Genomic DNA, 18,812 nt, shown 5'->3' with positions numbered 1-18,812 from the left:
CCTTTTTTATATGCCTGCTTTAGCTTCACTTTTAATTTGGGAAGTTTCTTTTTCAGAGGCTTCTTCTTTCACTTCCTCTTTTTTCTTCTCTTCCTCAGTGGTGAGGTAATCATTAATGGTCTTTCTTAGCTCCTGTGGTGAAAGGTTGTGAGTTAACTTACCATTTCTGGCTAAAGAAAACTGTCCTGTTTCCTCTGAAACAATAAGTACAATGGTGTCGGTAATCTCAGACATACCCAATGCAGCTCTGTGTCTTAGGCCAAACTGAGCCGGAAGGCTATCACTCTCGGACACAGGAAGTACACATCTGGCAGCTTTAATTCTTCCTTTATAGATAATTACTGCTCCGTCATGAAGAGGGCTATATTTATTGAAGATAGAAAGCAGTAGTCTTTTTGATAGTTGAGCTTCTATAATATCACCAGACTCAGCGTAGAACTTCAATTCAGAGTCTTTTGAAATAACTATCAATGCACCAGTGTTGGACCCCCCCAGAGTTTTAGATGCTTCTATGATAGGTGTAATATTATAAGTCTCCTTAGTGGCTTTCTTTTTCCAGATCAAAAGATTGTTAAAGAAATCACCTTTGTTGAAATCAGTGGTTTTGCCGATAAGTAATAAGAATTTCCTGATCTCAGGCTGAAAGAGAATAATGGCTGCTAATACACCTACGCCCATGAACTGACCAAGGATTAATCCAAGTAGTTCCATTTGAAGGGCTCGTACAATCAGGTATAAAAGATAGAGAGATAAAACGCCTAAGAAAATTTTGACAGCCACACTTCCGCGCATAAGCTTGTAAACCTGGTAAAGCAATACGCTTACCAGCATAATGTCGAAAATATCGACCCAGCTTACCTCTAAGAAACCTATGCTGAATAATAAAATCAAGTGTGCCTAGTTATATGTCAAATTAAAAAGTTTTACCGCCTCTACTGCCTCCTTTACATCATGTACTCTCAAAATCCTGGCTCCATTCATTAGAGCTATGGTGTTCAAAACTGTAGTGCCATTTAGGGCTTGGGTAGCATCTACCTCTAGCTTTTTGTAAATCATGGACTTACGGGAAACACCTACTAACAAAGGTAGCCCTAAAGATTTAAAATACTGCAAATTTTTCAGTAATACATAATTTTGATCTGGCGTTTTTGCAAAACCAAATCCAGGGTCTAGTACTATATCCTTAACACTTCTTTTACGCAGATTGCTCACTTTTTTCTGAAAAAAATCTAGAATTTCCAGCAAAAGGTTGTCATAGGAAGTTTTAGTCTTCATGGTTTGCGGTGTTCCTCTCATGTGCATTAGAATATAAGGCACATCAAGGTCAGCCACTGTGTCATACATCTTATCATCCAAATCACCACCAGAGATGTCATTGATGATATTGGCCCCAGCTTTAACGGCCGCCGCTGCTACATCTGATCTGAAAGTATCTATTGATATGGCCAGATTAGGGTGTTGAGCTTTAAGCGCTTCAATCACAGGTGTGACTCTGCTTATTTCCTCCGAAACACTGATGTCAATAGCATCAGGTCTTGATGAGTAGCCACCAATGTCAATGATTTCAGCACCATCATTAATCATCTGCTCAGCCTGCTTTAAGGCTTCCGAAATGTCATTATGCTTGCCTCCATCGAAAAAGGAATCAGGGGTGATATTTAGTATGCCCATGACTACTGGCTTTTCCAGGCTCAATAGATTTCCACTGATGTTCAGTGTACTTTTATTTGAAAAAACTGTATCTTTCGCCACTCTAAAAAATAGGTTCTATAAATAAAATAGGTAGAAAATTGGTAGATAAAACCGTCAGCGAATATAAGGAGGTTATCAGGCAGTGTAAAGAACTTTTTGAAAAGAAAACAAAAGATTATGGCACTGCGTGGAGAATTTTGAGATTGCCTTCAATCACAGATCAAATTTATATTAAGGCACAACGAATTCGTTCTATTCAGGAAAAAGGTGGAATGCAGAAAGTGGGGGAGGACATAACTTCCGAGTTTGTAGGGATTATTAACTATTGTATCATGGCTGTGATTCAGATGGAGTTAGTTAATGATGATGAATTGGAAATACCTTACGAAAGATTGGAGCCCATTTATGACAGAGTAGCTACCGAAACGTTAGAGCTTTTGCAAAATAAAAACCATGATTATGGTGAAGCATGGAGAGAAATGAGGGTGAGCTCTATTACGGATATTATTTTAATGAAACTGCTCAGAGTGAAGCAGATAGAAGATAATGAAGGTAAGACCTTGGTATCCGAAGGTATAAAAGCAAACTATCAGGATATGATTAACTATTCTGTTTTTTCATTGATAAAGCTCGATTATGTTCACAACAATTAGAAAAGGTATAGATATTTTTTCGAGGGTATTTGTAGGCTGTTTGTTTATTTTTTCAGGCCTTATAAAGCTTAATGACCCTATTGGAACCAAAATTAAGCTAGAAGAATATTTTGAGGTGTTCTCTTCTGACTTTGGATCATTCTTTGAAATATTTATCCCTGCTGCATTATATATTGGCTTGTTCTTGATTGTGCTTGAAGTGGTGCTAGGCTTTGCTGTGCTCCTCAACTATAAAATGAAGATCACCACCTGGATATTACTACTGCTAATGGTGTTCTTTACATTCTTAACATTCTATTCAGCTTATTTTAATAAAGTTACAGATTGTGGTTGCTTCGGAGATGCTATTCCTTTGACCCCGTGGCAGTCTTTCTATAAGGATGTAATCTTGATATTCTTTGTTCTTCATTTGTTCTGGTACAGAAGACTTTACAAGCAGGAATTGCCACAGGTTGCTGGTCATGCGGCCATTGTATTAGTAACTTTAGTAAGTTTCATTCTGGGGATTTATGCCATCGAGCATTTGCCATACATAGATTTTAGACCTTATAAAATAGGTAATAGCTTACCCGAAAAAATGATAGCAGAAGAATCGCCTATCATTGAATATACCTTTAAGGATAAGGAAGGTAAAGAGGTGAAGTCTCAAAAGTTTTTAATGCCTAATGATGGGTATGAGTACATATCTTCTGAAGTAATTAATGAGAAAGAGTCAACTCCTAAAATCACTGATTACCAGGCGATAAGTGTTGATGGTGATGACTTTACTGAGGAAAGTTTTACCGGCTATAAACTGATTTTGGTGTTTTATGACACTCAAAGGACAGACAAAGATCATATGGATGAAATTACAGGTTTAGTTAATGGTGTTAATACTACTATTAAACCAATGGTGCTGACCTCAGCTAATCCAGATGATTTTGAAGTTTTTAGACATGAGTATCAACTGGCGGCTCCGTATTATCTTACCGATGCTACAGTGCTTAAAGCAATGATTCGTTCTAACCCAGGGGTAATGCTTTTGCATAATGGAACGGTTCTGGGGAAATGGCATTATAATGATGTGCCTACGGCTGATGTAATCAATTCATATGTTCAATAAAATAGTGCTGGTTGGTATGCCAGGTAGTGGTAAAACTACTGTAGGTAAGCAACTGGCTAGTGAACTCAATCTTCCATTCATAGATATGGATGAAGAAATTGTTTCAAGGGAAGGCAAAAGTGTGGCAGACATTTTTGCCGAATACGGAGAGGAACATTTCAGGAGTTTGGAACATCAGGTTCTCGCTGAGCTTCTATCTTTAGTAGATGGAATGGTGGTAGCTACAGGTGGGGGAGCTCCTTGTTTTCATAATAATATGGATCTTATTAATGAAAAAGGGATTAGTGTTTTTATAAATGAAACAGTGGAGGAGATAGTGGCAAGAATGGATAGGTATGAATTAGAAAAGCGTCCTAAGCTAGCCTCGTCAGATGTGGTTTCTACCTTGAAAGAGTTACACTTGAAACGAAAGGACTATTACAACAAGGCTCATTTAGAATGGAATGCTAAGGAATCTATTTCTGAGCTAATAAAAAGAATAAACACAAAGGGCTGACAATTTTGTCAGCCCTTTGTGTTTATTGAAGTATTTCTTTTAGAAGAAAAAACCTACAGAAAATGTAGCTGCTGTGTTTTTATTATTTACCACAGCTGTTCCGGCACCTGGATACGGAGATACAGTATTCTCAAATCCCAGGTTAGTTGCAACTCCGAGATCTATAAAGTAATCTTTTGTTCTAACACCTGCCCCCGCAGAAACTCTACTCATTGATTCATCTATATTATTATCAACAGGATCTCCAAAGTAAGAATATCCTCCTCTAAATCTGAATATATCTAATCTGAATTCTGCACCTACTCTGAAGTTTAATACTTTTTCGAATTTATTGATCTCCTCATTATCAACCGAGAAGTCATATGAATCTCCTTGAGATACTTTGCCTCCTGAATAGTTTACGCGTTCAACATCTCCAGTAATAAAACCACTTTTGCCGAAGAAATAGGTTATACCGCCGCTTAGCTTAGAGGGAGTAACCATATTGTAATTGAAAGCATCATAGACGAAACCGTACTCTTCGTAATTTGAACGATAATCCGTTGATCTAAGATAGCTGGCTGATAGTGTGGTCTCCTGCGTTTGTTGCAAGCTATACAAGCTCGGTGAAGTGTATTGTGCTCCAAGCAGAACTGTGTTAATTGGTCTTACAATCAATCCAAGTGTAGCATTAACGCCTACACCATTTGTGCTATATTTATCTGTTAAGTTTAATTCTCTTAACGTAGTTTGTGTAGGCCTTTCTGTATATGTTCTTTCTATATCTCTGCTTACTGAAAGTATACCCAGGCCGGCCCCAAAGTAAAACCGGTCATTGTAGTTACCACCGTAAGATAAAGATGTTTGATAGATACCTCCCGTTGATTTTATAGTTTCCATTTGTTCAGTTTCCAAACCGAGCTCAGGATATGCAGGAATGTAATCGTCGTTTAAAAGGTTGCCATTTTCATCCACTGCATATATATCTCTGTCTGGTTGCATAACATCATCAATTTCGAATGCATCTATCAAATATGCTTCATAAGCTAATTCTGCCAGATCGCTGTTAAATGAAAGATTTCCTGCAGCATCAGCAGATGAGTTTAGAACTGCATACTCAATGATGTCACGCGGTGAATTTGCATCTAATTCAAGAATTGGATTATCATTCTCATCTACTACTATATTTCCATTATTATCCCTCATAAAGTCATTGTAGCTTAAACCAGAATAGGAAACTTGTCTGTGAAAATCAGCAATTCTATTAAGTGAAACACCGAAAGACCCTCCTCGCCATTTCCCTTCAGCTAAATCACCTTTAGTTTTATTGAAGACGACCCCCAAATTGGCAAAGTTGAAATTCACTCTTGAGTCAGTAGAATTGTTGCCCAGATAATCTGAGAAACTATTCAAAAAATTAATTGTCGGACTGAAAGAAAACTCTGATCTATTAAAGAAGCCAAGGCCTGCGGGATTTGACGAAGCTGAGCTAATATCACCCCCAAGTGCTGTTTGAGCTCCACCCAAACCTTGCATTCGCGCACTACCTCCCATGTAGGCTCTGCTGAAATCTAATGTGGTTGCTGTGAAATTACCTGGATCGAAATAGCCTATATTAAGTGGTCCACTATCTTGTCCATTTGCGCTCATGATTAGGCAAAGCTGCGCCAGGCTTATAAGTATAAGCTTATTATATATTTTCATTTTAAAAGCTAGTTCTGTTCTAAATAAAAGGGTTTTTAGTTACCGCCTCTTCTTGATGATGATCTAGATGAGCTTGATCTACTACTGCTAGAAGAAGACCTGCTACTGCTGCTGCTAGATCTGCTACTTCCTGAGGAATAGCTACTTCTGCTGCTAGAACCTGAAGAAGATGAACTACTTCTTGAGTTATAGCTACTTCCACTACTTCTGCTGGAAGAACGACTGTTATTATAGCTTGGACTCGATGATCTTGATCTGCTTGGAGTGCTATATGAGCTGTTTCCTGAAGAAGATCTTGAACCTGTGTTAAAGTTATAAGAACGAGAAGATCTTGATGGACTACTGTTCGTGTTGTAGTTGGATGATGATCTAGAGCTAGGAGTACTAGAGTATGACCTGGAGTTGCTAGATGTTCTGCTATCTCCAGTTGATGTTACTGCTTCTCTTGATCTTCTGTAGTATCTGTTTTGAGTACTTGTGTAATCTCTTGAAGATGATGTTCTACCGTTAGAGACAGATGATCTTCCATCATTAGTGGTGGTTGTAGTTCTATTTCTACCATTAGAAGCTACTCTGCTTCTAGATGTAGAAGGTCCTCTCCTAATGCTTCTATCAGATCTTGACTCATAATTATTAATAACTACAACGTTTCTATAAGGGGTACCATAATAACCACCATATCCATAATATCTGTCGTAATAAGAAGGATAGCCATATCCGTAATATCCTGAATAGAATGGATCACAATAACCATAAGATCCCCAGCCATAGCCTACTGATACACCAGAATACCATCCACTTCTCCAACCCCATGAGTTACCAAAGCCAATAGACATGTTCCAGCCAGAACGATATGGGCTATAGTATCCATAAGGTCTTCCGTAAATTGAGCTATAGCCATAAAAAGGTCTATACATGGGGTCAAACATGCTGCCTTGATAGTGTGCTGGGTCACTCCAAAATACATCAGAATAATTGCTGTAATAAGTAGTATTGCCGTATCTGTCTCTTACTGCTACTTGAGCATTGTTCTGATAGTCGTTTACAAAGTTTGCTGTGGTAGTAGTATTTGTAGTGCTGTAATCTTCATTGAAATATTCATCCTCAGAATAATCACTGTCAGAATTGTAATCTTCCTGAGTTTTTGACTGATATCTTGCAATGTACTCTGGATTTACATTTTTAGCTGAATAGCTTTGACTAGGATCCGCGGTGAATTCCTGTACCTGCTCAACATCTTGAACAACTCTATCTTCCGCCTTTACTTTTTTAGGCTTTACTCTGTCTTTAGAGCTAAAATAGAGATCATCATATTCTCTGTCTTGAGCTAATGTGGTTGAAAAAACAACCAACATTAAGCTAAATAATGTTGCGATTTTTTTTAGATGTGTATTCATGGCTGTCCTAGTTTTATATATAAACATAAATCATTATACGACAATTCCAAAAAACAGATATATATTAAGCTGATAATATCTGTATATTTGCCGCACAAATTGGATTATTTATCCAAATTACATCAAATTTTATACCAAAAATTACTATGGCTAAGGGACTTCCAAAAAGAAGTGAGGATTATTCTCAATGGTACAATGAATTAGTAAAAAAGGCAGATTTGGCGGAGCATTCAGCAGTAAGAGGATGCATGGTTATAAAGCCTTATGGCTACAGCATATGGGAGAAGATGCAGGCTGCTATCGATAAAATGTTTAAAGATACAGGGCACACCAATGCCTATTTCCCCTTATTTGTTCCGAAAAGCTACCTGAGTAAAGAGGCTGATCACGTTGAGGGTTTTGCTAAAGAATGTGCAGTAGTAACACATTATAGATTAAAGAATGCAGAAGATGGCAGTGGCGTAGTGGTAGATCCAGAAGCAAAGCTTGAGGAAGAACTAATTGTACGTCCTACCTCTGAAACGGTAATATGGAGTACATATAAAAATTGGATTCAATCTTACAGAGACTTGCCTCTTCTTGTGAATCAGTGGGCCAACGTTGTGAGATGGGAGATGAGAACCAGATTATTCTTACGTACTGCTGAGTTTTTATGGCAGGAAGGACATACGGCACATGCCACCAAGCAAGAGGCGGTAGCAGAAACTAAGCAGATGCTTGATGTATATGCCACTTTTGCAGAAGATTTTATGGCTATGCCAGTAGTAAAGGGTGTGAAAACTGAAAGTGAAAGATTCCCTGGTGCTTTAGATACATACTGCATTGAAGCTTTAATGCAGGATGGTAAAGCGCTACAGGCCGGTACATCTCACTTCTTGGGTCAAAACTTTGCGAAGGCATTTGATGTGAAGTTTGCAGATAAAGAAGGTAAGCTGGAGCATGTTTGGGGTACATCATGGGGTGTAAGTACACGACTTATGGGAGCCTTAATTATGGCTCACTCTGATGATGAAGGATTAGTGCTTCCTCCGAAATTGGCGCCTATTCAGGTAGTTATAGTGCCTATCTTTAAAACGGAAGAACAACTTGAGAGTATCAGGGCGGTAGCTGATGGATTTAAGAGTGAGTTACTGAAACTTGGCGTAAGTGTGAAGTTTGATGATAGGGATACTAACTCTCCGGGTTGGAAGTTTGCCGAGTATGAAATGAAGGGTGTTCCTGTGCGTATTGCTATCGGTCCGAGAGATATTGAAAATGGTACTGTAGAAATAGCGAGGAGAGATACTAAGGAGAAGAATGTTGTGGCTAAGGATGATGCCGTAGCCTACATCTCTAATTTGCTGGAAGAGATTCAGCAGAATATTTATAACAAGGCGCTTGATTTCAGAAAAGGACTTACTACTGAAGTAAGCACTTACGACGAATTCAAAGAAGTTCTTGATGGAAAAGGCGGATTTATTGAAGCTCACTGGGACGGCACCGCTGAAACTGAAGAGAAGATCAAGGAGGAGACAAAAGCTACTATTAGGTGTATTCCTTTAGATGCTAAAGAAGAGGAAGGTGTTTGCATCTACTCTGGTAAGCCTTCTAAGAGAAAGGTAATATTTGCGAGAGCATATTAAAAAATAATAGATTCATAAATTAAAATGTCTTAATGGTTAGAGGTGATCTAATGGTTAAGACATTTTCTGTTTATAAGCGTATGTCATTGCTGAGACTTTTCTTATTGGTCAGGGTCAGTTAATTTGCAGACTGTTTTATGAAAGCGAAGCCGTTAGTCAGAGTTGTAATTCCTGCCTTTAATGAGGAGAATGGAGTAGGAGAAGTAATCAAGGAGATTCCGATGGATGAGGTGGAGGAGGTCATTGTTGTTAATAATGCTTCTACTGATGCTACCGCTAAAGTGGCCAGAGCGGCTGGTGCTACAGTGCTTAAGGAAAGTGAAAAAGGATATGGCCGAGCCTGTTTGAAGGGCATAGAATATGTGAAGCAAAAGAATGATACTGATATCCTGGTTTTTATAGATGCGGATCATTCGGATTACCCTGAGGAACTGAAAATGTTGATCGAGCCCATCATAGAAGGTAATGCAGATTTGGTTATTGGTTCCCGGGCATTAGGAAGTAAGGAAAAAGGATCTATGACGCCGCAGCAGGTCTTTGGTAATTGGCTGGCTACCAGATTGCTGAAACTCTTTTACGGTGTAAGATTTACTGATCTTGGGCCATTTAGAGCAATCAAGTTTCAAAAGCTTTTGGAGTTGCAAATGGAAGATAAAACCTACGGGTGGACAGTAGAAATGCAGCTCAAGGCGGCTAAGAAAAAAATTAAATGTGTAGAAGTGCCTGTGAACTATAGAAGACGAATCGGGTTTTCTAAAATATCGGGAACTGTAAAAGGAACAATTATGGCTGGCTACAAAATCATATGGACTATTTTTAAGTATTTATGATTTTAGAAATCTCAATACTCACCATTTACTGTCTGGCGCTATTTTTTATATTTCTCTTTAGCGCAGGTCAGTTGCACCTGACTTGGCATTATTTAAAGGCCAATAAAAAAGAGGCTCGTCCAGGCTTATCAGAGTACCCAATAGTCACGGTTCAGCTCCCGGTTTATAATGAAAAATATGTGGTTGAAAGACTCATAGATGCTGTTTGCCAACTTGAATATCCATCTGAAAAGTTAGAAGTTCAGGTATTAGATGATTCTAATGACGAAACTCATAGCATAATAAGTGAAAAAGTGGCTGAATGGCAGGCAAAGGGAGTTGATATAAAGCACGTTACCCGAAAAGATAGACAGGGATTTAAGGCGGGAGCATTGCAGTATGGCCTGGAAATAGCTAAAGGTGAATTTATAGCTATTTTTGATGCAGATTTTCTCCCCAATCCTGATTTCCTAATTAGGTCCATGAATCATTTTGATGATCATATTGGTATGGTACAGTGTCGATGGGGACATCTAAACAGGAATTATTCAATGCTCACTAAGCTCCAAGCCTTTGGGTTAGATGCTCATTTTACGGTGGAGCAGGTGGGTAGAAATCATGCGGGTAGCTTCATTAATTTCAATGGTACAGGTGGAGTATGGAGAAGAAGCTGCATTGAAGATGCAGGAGGCTGGTCTGCAGATACGCTTACTGAAGATTTAGATTTAAGTTATCGTGCCCAGCTTAAGGGATGGAAGTTCAAATACCTTGAATCAACGGAAACCCCGGCAGAGTTACCCGTATTGATGGCTGCTATAAAATCTCAACAATATAGATGGAATAAGGGTGCAGCCGAAACTGCCGTAAAAAATTCAATGAAAGTATTTAGGTCTTCCTTAAGCCTTACAAATAAACTACATGCTTTCTTTCATTTGTTCAACAGCTCTGTGTTTGTTTGTCTCTTATTGGCTGCGGTTCTTAGTGTTCCGGTACTTTATATTACCAGCAATAATCCTCAATACAAATTGATATTCAATCTCGGTTGGATTTTCTTAATCGGCTTTTTCTCTATCGCACTTTATTACTGGATTGCCACAAAACGAATTAATCCAGTGGATTATAAGAAAAAGTATTTCAAATTATTTCCTTCTTTTCTGGTCGTATCCATGGGATTATCCCTTCATAATGGATTGGCTGTAATAGAAGGTTTATTGGGTAGAAAAACACCTTTTGTGAGAACACCTAAATTTAATATCATCTCAAAATCAGACTCTTGGCAAGGTAATACCTACATAAAACCTCAATGGAATGTGCTAACATTTTTTGAAGGACTATTAAGTTTGTATTTTGGCTTTGGAATTTACATGGGGCTGCGCCTTCATGATTTTAAATTATTAATTTTTCATTTTATGTTATTCCTTGGTTTTGCCATTGTGTTCTTTTATTCAATCAAATCAGTAAAAAGTGAGTAAGGGCAAAAGGTATTTTGTCATTGTTGTTGCTGTTCTTATTTCATTTTTAGCCTATGGCTTTCTTATTCGGTATGTAGAAAGACATGAAACTCTCCAATTAATATTTAGTTATATCATCCTTTTTGGTAGCTACGGGGCGCTCCTGTTTTTCGGAAAGGACCTGAAAGTCGGTTGGCTGCTAGCTGCAGGTGTACTATTCCGATTATTGTTCTTGGTGGATATGCCAGCCCTTTCTGATGATATATTCAGGTTTGTGTGGGATGGGCGACTTCTTTTAAATGGCATTGAGCCTTTTGCTCAGCTGCCTAGTTATTATATGCAAGCCGGAAGTTCTGATGTACCTGGAATAACTACCAGTCTCTTCGCTCAATTAAATTCTCCGGATTATTACACGGTTTATCCACCCATCGCTCAAGATATATTTTGGATTGCGGTAAGCATATTTCCTAATTCTATTTTAGGCAGCGCTATGGTAATGCGAATATTCATCGTCGTGGCTGAATGTGGATCTATGTGGCTGCTGTTGGCCCTTTTGAAAGGCCATAAAATGGATTTGAATAAATCCTTGATATATATCCTAAACCCATTGGTAATCATAGAGTTAACGGGTAATCTTCACTTTGAAGGAATCATGATTTTCTTTCTATTACTCAGTATCTACTTTTTTGACTTGGGTAAGCTATGGCCATCAGCATTATTTATGGCTCTGGCTATTTCTACTAAACTGATTCCCTTGATTTTTCTTCCTGTCTTTTTCAGATACCTGCCATGGAAGAAATGCATGTCTTACTATGGAATGATACTTCTTTTTACCGTACTTATCTTCATGCCTATGGCCAGGCCGGATCTAATTACAGGCATGAGTAATAGCCTGTCTTTATACTTTGAGAAGTTTGAATTTAATGCCAGTATATATTATCTGATTCGATATGTAGGATTTAAGGTGGTAGGATACAATATCATTGGGATGACGGCTAAAGTACTGCCACTAGTAACTCTTTTAGCGGTACTAACCTATACTTTTGTTCATAAGTATAATCAGATTACTCCAGCGGTGCTCATGTGGTGCCTGGTAATTTATCTCTTACTATCTACTACTATACATCCCTGGTATATCACCCCGCTTTTGGCACTTTCTGTTTTTAGTAATTACAGATTCGTTTTGGTGTGGTCTTTTTTCATATTTTTGAGCTATGTGGGCTATACGAAAGCTGGCTTTCAGGAAAACCTGTGGTTTACAGGTCTGGAATATGTGATGGTGGCCTTATATCTCATTTACGAGAGTTATTTTAAAGATAGAATTCAGTTTTCATTCAGATTTTCACCTAAAAAGTATGAAGAAGCTTCTGATCATTTTCGCTAAGAATCCTGAAATGGGCAAGGTTAAAACCAGGCTTGCCAAGGCCATTGGTGATAAGAGGGCTCTAAATGTATACCTTAACCTGCTCATTCACACACAAAGTGTGGCGGACAAGCTTCCTATAGATAAGGCACTTTACTACTCAAGGTTTGTAGATGAAAACGATCAGTGGGATAATGAAGTTTATGACAAGCATCTTCAGCAAGGAAATGACCTGGGCGAGAGAATGAAAAATGCTTTTCGCAGAGGTTTCCAGTCTGGATATGACTCTATATGCCTTATTGGTACAGATCTTTATGATTTAAGTGAGGAGGTAATTCATAATGCCTTTTTGAAGCTGGAAGGCAAAGACGTAGTTATTGGTCCAGCCATGGATGGGGGCTATTATCTTATCGGGATGAAAAAGGTGCATGAGGTATTTGATTTGAGCCACTGGAGTACGCCAAATGTTTTTAGTGAAACAATAAAACTGATCGAAAAGAACAACCTGACTTATGGACAAACCAGATTGCTTAATGATATTGACGTACTGGAAGATTTGAAAGGAACAGACCTTGAAAGATTGACAGGTTTATAATAGCTTGTCTATGTCTCTGATGAGAATTTGACGCCTATCAAAATTAATTAAGTTCTTCTCTTTAAGCTCGTTGAGAATGGTAGTTACTGTCTGTCTACTGGTGCCGGTAAGGTTAGCAATATCTTTATGTGTCAGCTTAGTGGGGATCATAGTTTCAAAACCTACTTTCTTTCCTTTCCAGGCTGCTGCATCTTTCAAAAATTCGATTATTCTGGTTCGGGCATCTTTAAAAACTAAAGACTCAATTTTCCTTTCCAATTTCCTCACTCTCAATCCTATCAGCTTATAAATTTTGAGACTTAGTTCTCGGTTATCCGCCATCAGGTCCTCCATGTCTGAGATACTGATGGGGCAAACCACTGTATTATTGTCCATGGCTTGGGCAAAATCTTCTCGCTTAGTTTCTCCAGCTAGGGCCAGCTCACCAAAAATTTCACCAGTGGTTAAAATGGCTTTGGTCACTTCCTTCCCATCTGTGGTATAGTGGCCTATTTTTACCCGGCCTTCGGCAATCATATAAATGTTCTTCGCAGGCTCCTCAGGGAAATAAATGAAATTATTTTTTTCGTAGCGGTTAAAACTGTGGTTTTGATTCATTGTTTTCACCTTGTGCGGACAAAGGAGGTTAAACAAATCTACATCTTGAAAATACCATATATCAGTTTGCTCATTCATTTCCTATGTGTGTATATTAGTCTTGTAAATTAATAAATGGATTATAAACGAAAGCTATGTTCCTTAATGATATCATCATCTACCCTATAAAATCCTTAGCAGGTGTACGGCTAAACGAGGCGAAGGTTGAGCCCAGAGGTTTAAAATATGACCGCCGGTATATGCTTGTAGATGAAAATAATCGATTTATCACGGCCAGGAAATTTCCAGAGCTGCTCATGTTTACCATTAGCATGGAAGAGAATTCGTTTAAAATCAAGGATAGAGAATCTGGTGATAGCTTAAATATACCATTAGAATATCAAGGGAAAGGTCCTCTGGTAAAAGTAACAGTCTGGGATGATACAGTAGATGCAGTAATCTGTGATGAGGATTGGGGAAGTTGGCTTAGCGAGCGTGTGGGTATTGACTGTAAGTTGGTTTATATGCCAGATAGTTCTGAAAGGCCCATTGGTCAGAACTGGTCAATCAATAATGAAATTGTGAGCTTTGCTGACGGCTACCCATTATTAGTAATCGGCTCAGAATCAGTTCATAACCTTAATGAAAAGATAGGAACTCCTATGAGCGTAGATAGATTCAGAGGTAATCTTATATTTTCAGGTGGAGAAGCGTATGATGAGTTCAGGTGGAAAGATTTTGTAATAGGTGAGAACAGATTTAGAGGCTTAAAACCTTGTGTCCGTTGTGTGCTTACCACCATAGATCCGGTTACAGGGGAAAAAGGGAAGGAGCCATTCACCGCTTTGGCAACACAAAAGGTAGACGGTAAAGTGGTCTTTGGTCAGCATGCTGTAGCAGTTGATTTTGGTGAAATAAAAGTGGGCGATGATATTAAGGTGAATTCATACAAAGATTCTCCTTATGATCCGCTTTAAACTAGCGATTGGTCATTAACTTTACGGCCAATGTTATACGTAAAGGCACTACACGTAATCTTCATAGTAACCTGGTTTGCAGGATTATTCTATATTGTAAGACTATTCATTTATCAGGTGGAGGCAAATGAAAAGCCGGAGCCGGACAAGTCTATTCTGGTTAAAGAATATAAAAGAAATAGCAAGCGCCTGTGGTTTGGTATTACTTGGCCATCAGCCATTCTTACTTTAATTTTTGGCTCCTGGGTGCTCAGTTATGTCCCGTCATACCTCTCTCAGGGGTTTATGCATATAAAATTAGCTCTGGTCTTTTTGCTTTATGTATATCATTTTATCTGTCATAACATTTATAAATCCTTGCAAAAGGATGTCTATAAATATTCATCTCAGCAGTTAAGAGTTTGGAATGAAGTGGCTACCATATTGCTGGTGGGCATTGTTTTTATAATCATATTAAAAAGTGCACTTAGCATGATGTGGGGTCTCGCAGGTCTCATAGGCTTTACTGCTTTGCTGATGATTGCTATAAAATTATACAAGAAAATAAGAGAGAAAGATGAGAGTAAATAATCTTAAAATATTAGTGATAGCTGCCATAGCTGTGCTGTCTATTGCTGCTTGCAGTGGAGGTAAGGAACAGGCTCATGAAGATGCTAAGTTGCCTTATATGGGAAGACATGATTACAGTGTTAATGATACTGTTTATCATACTATTGCCGACTTTAAATTCTTAAATCAGGATAGTAACTGGGTGACTAATGAAACCTTTAAAGGCAAGATGTATATTGCCGATTTCTTCTTCACTACCTGCCCAACCATTTGTCCGAAGATGGATGCTCAAATGCTGAGAATTTACGATTCGATTCAAAATGATGACGATATCGCACTTCTTTCGTACACCATTGATCCTAAGCATGATAGTGTGGCAGTGCTGAGAGAGTTTGCTGAGAAGCTTGGCGTAACCAGTGATAAATGGCAGTTTTTAACAGGGAATAAAGATGAAATCTATAAGCTTGGGCAAACCAGCTACATGGTAAATGCTTCTGAAGATCCATCTGAGCCAGGTGGGTATATCCATAGTGGTGCCTTCATTCTGGTGGATAAAGACCGAAGAATCAGAGGTATTTATGATGGAACCATACCAGATAAAGTGAATATTCTGCTTCATGATATTCAAGTGTTAAGAGAAAAAGGCTGATGAAAAAACTTACCCTTTATATATTGCTATCGGCCACAATTATAGCTTGTGGTAAAAAGTCTGGCGACGCCGAATCATCAGCCGGATCAGATGACCTTAAGCTGAATCAATACATTTATGCAGGTAAAGACTTGTATATACAGCATTGTAGTAATTGCCATCAACCTGAGGGACAGGGGCTTGCCTCTTTGTATCCACCGCTTAGCGGTTCTGATTTCTTAGATGGTAAGATGAGGGAATTGCCTTGCATTATCAAAAATGGATTGGAGGGCGAAATAACAGTCAATGGTAAGTCTTTTAACCAGGTTATGCCTGCTAATACCAGACTCACAGATCTGGAAATTGCTGAGATTACCACCTACATTTATAATTCCTGGGGACGATCTGAAGGTATTTTAAATGTGATGGAAGTCAATAAAATTATTCCTAATTGCTCTAAAGAAGAGAAATAAAAAAAGACGGTCTCAAAAGTAAAGTCAACCTGACTTAATTTACTTCTGAGACCGTCTTTTTTTTATTCAAATATGCCCTCTAAAACTTGGACTTGGGATTATCAGGCCATATTTCCATAAAGAAATACACCAATTGCCCTATGGAATTACCAAATACGATAATCAGAATCCAGATCAATCGTTGAGTGCTTTCAAATCTTTCATTTTTAGCGGCGTGTACTAGGTAATACACTAGCATAACCAGGCTTACAAAGCCGCTGCCTATCAAAATGAAAAAGAAAGGAAGAAAGCTTCTTATGAATACTTCATCATCAGGCTCAAAATGAGGTCCGTGGTTCATTTTTGTGAAAATGATCCCAAATATTGAAGCTGCATAAATAAAGCCCAGCACCAATGGGAAAATGGTGAGCAGGCCAATGATAACTTTCGTTCCTTTGTTCATAAGTTGATTATTCTACCGGAATTAAACTAATAGCGGCACCTCCACCTGGAGCCAGCTTTAAGTCCAATTTAGTGTTTTTATTTACAACTTCGCTAGAAATCTTGTATGAGGTAGGGTTGTTATCCCAGTGAGCATCATCACCATCAGCGTATATTGCTGCAGTGTATTCTTTACCTTCATCTAAAAAGTCAAGGGTAATAGAAAGGTCTCTGGCGTTCTCATCAGTGATGGCTCCTACAAACCACTTATCAGTTCCTTTTTCTTTTCTAGCAATAGTCACGAAATCACCTACTTCGCCATTTAATACTTCTGTTTCATCCCAGTCTACACCTACATCTCTTATGAATTGGAAGGCGTCATCATGCTCTTCATAGTATTCAGGTAAGTCAGCCGCCATTTGCACCGGGCTGTAAATTACCACATAAAGGGCTAATTGCTGAGCTAAAGTAGTATTCACCTGGTTTTCAGCTTTCCAAGGATCCAGTTTTATATTGAAAATACCTGGAGTATAATCAATCGGGCCTGCCAGCATTCTGGTGAAAGCTATGGTAGGCAAGTGGTTTGGAGGGTTTCCGCCGTCGCTAGCCCAGGCATTAAATTCTTGGCCTCTAAGACCTTCTCTTGAAATGAAGTTAGGATATGTTCTTCTTAGTCCTGTTGCTTTAATTGGCTCATGAGCGTCAATCGCTACCTGATATTTTGCAGCTGTTTCCAGTGCTTTTTGGTAATGATTTACCATCCACTGGCCATGGTGGTATTCTCCTTTAGGGATGATCTTGCCTACATAACCAGTTTTTACAGAATGAATACCAAGGCTTTTCATTAAACTGTAAGCAGAATCCATTTGCTGCTCATATGTGCGAGGAGCGGCAGATGTTTCGTGGTGCATAATGAGTTCTACGCCTTTTTCTTTTCCATATTTTACTACTTCCTGAAGATCATAATCAGGGTAAGGTGTAACAAAGTCAAAAACACCTTCTCTATCTTCAAAGCCAATCCAGTGCTCCCAGCCGGTGTTCCAGCCCTCTATAAGAATACCATGAATGCCGTTTTTAGCGGCGAAGTCAATGTAATATTTTGCGTTTTCTGTAGTAGCACCGTGCTTGCCATGAGGCTTGGCTTCGCCAGAGAATGAGTTCATATCTTGCTGTGCGCTCATGTCCCAGGTAGATTTTCCTAAGTGCATTTCCCACCAGATACCTACATATTTCGTAGGCTTAAACCATGACATATCTCCTAATTTATTAGGCTCGTTAAGGTTTACAATTAGCTTAGATTCAATGAGATCACCAGCTTTATCTGATATTTGTATGGTACGCCAAGGAGTACTAAACGGTGTTTGTTGCTTCACCTTGTACTCCGTATTTTCAGACCCCACTAAGTTGCTCTTCATTTGGAAAGTTTTCGGGTCTACCTGAAGCGTCATGTCAGCATAGTTAAGTAAGGCTGCTTCGTGAAAACTTAGATATAGACCGTCGGCAGTTTTCATAGTTACGGGTGTGTTCACAGCGTTTACCGGAATGTGAGTCTGTGCCAGGTTAGGATGGTTCTGCTTGCTTAAAGCATCTATTCCAGAGAAGCTGGTTTCATTATAAAGGTGCTCATAAATATCCCAGTCGCCAGGTTGCCACCACACTTTGTGGTCACCCATTAGCTGGAATTCAGTGTTTTCATTGGCAATAAGCACTTCCTTCATGTTTTCTTGCTCGGGGAAATGATATCTAAATCCAATTCCATCATCATACACTTTGAAGATTACAGAGAACTTTCTTTGCTGCTCTCCATTTTCCTGTAAGTCTACAGTAAGTGAGTTGTAATTATTCTCTACCTCTTTTTGCTCACCCCAAGGCATGGTCCATGTTTCCTTTTTTGAGTCTGTGGAGGAATTCAAGATTTTTAAATCACCTTTAATAGATGCCATGTTGGTGAAGTCGAAACTCATCCACGAGGTATCTATCACTACTTTATCATTGTGGCTAACTATGTATCCGGGAGTTCCTTCGCTATTCAGGAAAAAGGATACTGAGTTATTTCCTGACGGTGAGTCTGCTACTATTGGTGCTTCGGATTCTACGGCCATTTGACATGATGTGTTTATGATTAGAAATGCCAGCAGTAGAACAGCAATTGATCGTTTTAACATTGAGTAATAGGTTTTGTTTTCTACACTAATATATTGATTTAAAGTCAATAATGTGGAGCTAAAAACACTTAATTCGGGGCGAAAATCTATGTTTAGCAATCATTTTAAGCTATTTATCGGCTTTTAGGCTGGCGCAAACGGTTGAGTAGAGAGAGCAGAAT

19 protein-coding genes are annotated in these 18,812 nt (G+C 38.7%); 12 read left to right on the top strand and 7 right to left on the bottom strand.

The annotated features are described in order from the left end of the window. Positions 1–6: 6 nt before the first annotated feature. Positions 7–891, bottom strand: coding sequence for a diadenylate cyclase CdaA (gene cdaA, locus LVD16_RS00740; protein ID WP_233771673.1), 885 nt, complete (start codon positions 889–891; stop codon positions 7–9). Between the two features lie 6 nt (positions 892–897). Continuing rightward, positions 898–1,752, bottom strand: a complete 855-nt coding sequence (gene folP, locus LVD16_RS00735) for a dihydropteroate synthase (protein WP_233771672.1) — start codon at positions 1,750–1,752, stop codon at positions 898–900. Positions 1,753–1,790: 38 nt separating this feature from the next. On the opposite strand from folP, the gene LVD16_RS00730 reads away from it, so the two are divergent. The 3 genes from LVD16_RS00730 to LVD16_RS00720 are packed head-to-tail and all read left to right on the top strand — an operon-like array spanning position 1,791 to position 3,943. Beyond that, positions 1,791–2,345, top strand: a complete 555-nt coding sequence (locus tag LVD16_RS00730; protein WP_233771671.1) for a DUF1599 domain-containing protein — start codon at positions 1,791–1,793, stop codon at positions 2,343–2,345. Beyond that, positions 2,329–3,447 (top strand): BT_3928 family protein, encoded by a 1,119-nt coding sequence (locus tag LVD16_RS00725; protein ID WP_233771670.1) that lies wholly within the window; start codon positions 2,329–2,331, stop codon positions 3,445–3,447. The genes LVD16_RS00730 and LVD16_RS00725 overlap by 17 nt, the downstream gene beginning before the upstream one ends. After that, positions 3,437–3,943, top strand: a complete 507-nt coding sequence (locus tag LVD16_RS00720) for a shikimate kinase (protein WP_233771669.1) — start codon at positions 3,437–3,439, stop codon at positions 3,941–3,943. Before LVD16_RS00725 ends, LVD16_RS00720 begins: the two co-directional genes overlap by 11 nt. 39 nt (positions 3,944–3,982) lie before the next feature. Here LVD16_RS00720 and LVD16_RS00715 read toward each other — a convergent pair whose 3' ends face one another. Then, positions 3,983–5,626: an OmpP1/FadL family transporter gene (locus LVD16_RS00715; protein WP_233771668.1), complete on the bottom strand. Its 1,644-nt coding sequence runs from the start codon at positions 5,624–5,626 to the stop codon at positions 3,983–3,985. Positions 5,627–5,661: 35 nt separating this feature from the next. Then, positions 5,662–7,023, bottom strand: a complete 1,362-nt coding sequence (locus LVD16_RS00710; protein WP_233771667.1) for a hypothetical protein — start codon at positions 7,021–7,023, stop codon at positions 5,662–5,664. 146 nt (positions 7,024–7,169) lie between these two features. On the opposite strand from LVD16_RS00710, the gene proS reads away from it, so the two are divergent. From proS to LVD16_RS00685, 5 genes are all read left to right on the top strand, one after another. After that, positions 7,170–8,645 carry a proline--tRNA ligase gene (gene proS / locus LVD16_RS00705; protein ID WP_233771666.1) on the top strand — a complete coding sequence of 492 codons (1,476 nt, stop codon included), beginning with the start codon at positions 7,170–7,172 and terminating at the stop codon, positions 8,643–8,645. A gap of 137 nt (positions 8,646–8,782) precedes the next feature. Continuing rightward, complete coding sequence (locus LVD16_RS00700; protein WP_233771665.1) at positions 8,783–9,475, top strand: glycosyltransferase family 2 protein; 693 nt, start codon at positions 8,783–8,785, stop codon at positions 9,473–9,475. Then, complete coding sequence (locus LVD16_RS00695; RefSeq protein WP_233771664.1) at positions 9,472–10,926, top strand: cellulose synthase family protein; 1,455 nt, start codon at positions 9,472–9,474, stop codon at positions 10,924–10,926. The genes LVD16_RS00700 and LVD16_RS00695 overlap by 4 nt, the downstream gene beginning before the upstream one ends. Then, positions 10,919–12,289, top strand: a complete 1,371-nt coding sequence (locus LVD16_RS00690; RefSeq protein WP_233771663.1) for an MptA/MptB family glycosyltransferase — start codon at positions 10,919–10,921, stop codon at positions 12,287–12,289. The genes LVD16_RS00695 and LVD16_RS00690 overlap by 8 nt, the downstream gene beginning before the upstream one ends. Beyond that, positions 12,261–12,863 carry a TIGR04282 family arsenosugar biosynthesis glycosyltransferase gene (locus tag LVD16_RS00685; RefSeq protein WP_233771662.1) on the top strand — a complete coding sequence of 201 codons (603 nt, stop codon included), beginning with the start codon at positions 12,261–12,263 and terminating at the stop codon, positions 12,861–12,863. The genes LVD16_RS00690 and LVD16_RS00685 overlap by 29 nt, the downstream gene beginning before the upstream one ends. Here the strand turns inward: LVD16_RS00685 and LVD16_RS00680 are convergent. After that, complete coding sequence (locus LVD16_RS00680) at positions 12,858–13,538, bottom strand: Crp/Fnr family transcriptional regulator (protein WP_233771661.1); 681 nt, start codon at positions 13,536–13,538, stop codon at positions 12,858–12,860. The genes LVD16_RS00685 and LVD16_RS00680 overlap by 6 nt on opposite strands. A 56-nt stretch (positions 13,539–13,594) precedes the next feature. Here LVD16_RS00680 and LVD16_RS00675 point away from each other — a divergent pair, with 56 nt between their 5' ends. The 4 genes from LVD16_RS00675 to LVD16_RS00660 are packed head-to-tail and all read left to right on the top strand — an operon-like array spanning position 13,595 to position 16,066. Next, positions 13,595–14,416 (top strand): MOSC domain-containing protein, encoded by an 822-nt coding sequence (locus tag LVD16_RS00675; protein ID WP_233771660.1) that lies wholly within the window; start codon positions 13,595–13,597, stop codon positions 14,414–14,416. Positions 14,417–14,446: 30 nt separating this feature from the next. Continuing rightward, the gene (locus LVD16_RS00670) at positions 14,447–14,986 is read left to right on the top strand and encodes a CopD family protein (RefSeq protein ID WP_233771659.1); all 540 of its coding nucleotides are present in this window, start codon (positions 14,447–14,449) and stop codon (positions 14,984–14,986) included. Then, positions 14,973–15,614 (top strand): SCO family protein, encoded by a 642-nt coding sequence (locus LVD16_RS00665; RefSeq protein WP_233771658.1) that lies wholly within the window; start codon positions 14,973–14,975, stop codon positions 15,612–15,614. The genes LVD16_RS00670 and LVD16_RS00665 overlap by 14 nt, the downstream gene beginning before the upstream one ends. Then, complete coding sequence (locus tag LVD16_RS00660) at positions 15,614–16,066, top strand: c-type cytochrome (protein ID WP_233771657.1); 453 nt, start codon at positions 15,614–15,616, stop codon at positions 16,064–16,066. The genes LVD16_RS00665 and LVD16_RS00660 overlap by 1 nt, the downstream gene beginning before the upstream one ends. A gap of 79 nt (positions 16,067–16,145) precedes the next feature. On the opposite strand, the gene LVD16_RS00655 is transcribed toward LVD16_RS00660, so the two are convergent. Beyond that, positions 16,146–16,508, bottom strand: a complete 363-nt coding sequence (locus LVD16_RS00655) for a hypothetical protein (protein WP_233771656.1) — start codon at positions 16,506–16,508, stop codon at positions 16,146–16,148. Between the two features lie 7 nt (positions 16,509–16,515). Then, positions 16,516–18,651, bottom strand: coding sequence for a glycoside hydrolase family 97 protein (locus LVD16_RS00650; RefSeq protein ID WP_233771655.1), 2,136 nt, complete (start codon positions 18,649–18,651; stop codon positions 16,516–16,518). Positions 18,652–18,812 lie beyond the last annotated feature (161 nt).

The organism is Fulvivirga ligni (assembly GCF_021389935.1).
GTDB lineage: Bacteria > Bacteroidota > Bacteroidia > Cytophagales > Cyclobacteriaceae > Fulvivirga > Fulvivirga ligni.
The sequence above is the reverse complement of the archived record's forward strand: the minus strand, read 5'-3'. Positions and strand labels throughout refer to the sequence as shown.

What these genes read in the sequence shown, in the direction of transcription:
- LVD16_RS00725 (WP_233771670.1), top strand. Translation starts at nt 2,329, where the DNA reads ATGTTCACAACAATTAGAAAAGGTATAGATATTTTTTCGAGGGTATTT.
- LVD16_RS00720 (WP_233771669.1), top strand. Translation starts at nt 3,437, where the DNA reads ATGTTCAATAAAATAGTGCTGGTTGGTATGCCAGGTAGTGGTAAAACT.
- LVD16_RS00715 (WP_233771668.1), bottom strand. Translation starts at nt 5,626, where the DNA reads ATGAAAATATATAATAAGCTTATACTTATAAGCCTGGCGCAGCTTTGC.
- LVD16_RS00710 (WP_233771667.1), bottom strand. Translation starts at nt 7,023, where the DNA reads ATGAATACACATCTAAAAAAAATCGCAACATTATTTAGCTTAATGTTG.
- proS (WP_233771666.1), top strand. Translation starts at nt 7,170, where the DNA reads ATGGCTAAGGGACTTCCAAAAAGAAGTGAGGATTATTCTCAATGGTAC.
- LVD16_RS00700 (WP_233771665.1), top strand. Translation starts at nt 8,783, where the DNA reads ATGAAAGCGAAGCCGTTAGTCAGAGTTGTAATTCCTGCCTTTAATGAG.
- LVD16_RS00695 (WP_233771664.1), top strand. Translation starts at nt 9,472, where the DNA reads ATGATTTTAGAAATCTCAATACTCACCATTTACTGTCTGGCGCTATTT.
- LVD16_RS00685 (WP_233771662.1), top strand. Translation starts at nt 12,261, where the DNA reads ATGAAGAAGCTTCTGATCATTTTCGCTAAGAATCCTGAAATGGGCAAG.
- LVD16_RS00680 (WP_233771661.1), bottom strand. Translation starts at nt 13,538, where the DNA reads ATGAATGAGCAAACTGATATATGGTATTTTCAAGATGTAGATTTGTTT.
- LVD16_RS00675 (WP_233771660.1), top strand. Translation starts at nt 13,595, where the DNA reads ATGTTCCTTAATGATATCATCATCTACCCTATAAAATCCTTAGCAGGT.
- LVD16_RS00670 (WP_233771659.1), top strand. Translation starts at nt 14,447, where the DNA reads ATGTTATACGTAAAGGCACTACACGTAATCTTCATAGTAACCTGGTTT.
- LVD16_RS00665 (WP_233771658.1), top strand. Translation starts at nt 14,973, where the DNA reads ATGAGAGTAAATAATCTTAAAATATTAGTGATAGCTGCCATAGCTGTG.
- LVD16_RS00660 (WP_233771657.1), top strand. Translation starts at nt 15,614, where the DNA reads ATGAAAAAACTTACCCTTTATATATTGCTATCGGCCACAATTATAGCT.
- LVD16_RS00655 (WP_233771656.1), bottom strand. Translation starts at nt 16,508, where the DNA reads ATGAACAAAGGAACGAAAGTTATCATTGGCCTGCTCACCATTTTCCCA.
- LVD16_RS00650 (WP_233771655.1), bottom strand. Translation starts at nt 18,651, where the DNA reads ATGTTAAAACGATCAATTGCTGTTCTACTGCTGGCATTTCTAATCATA.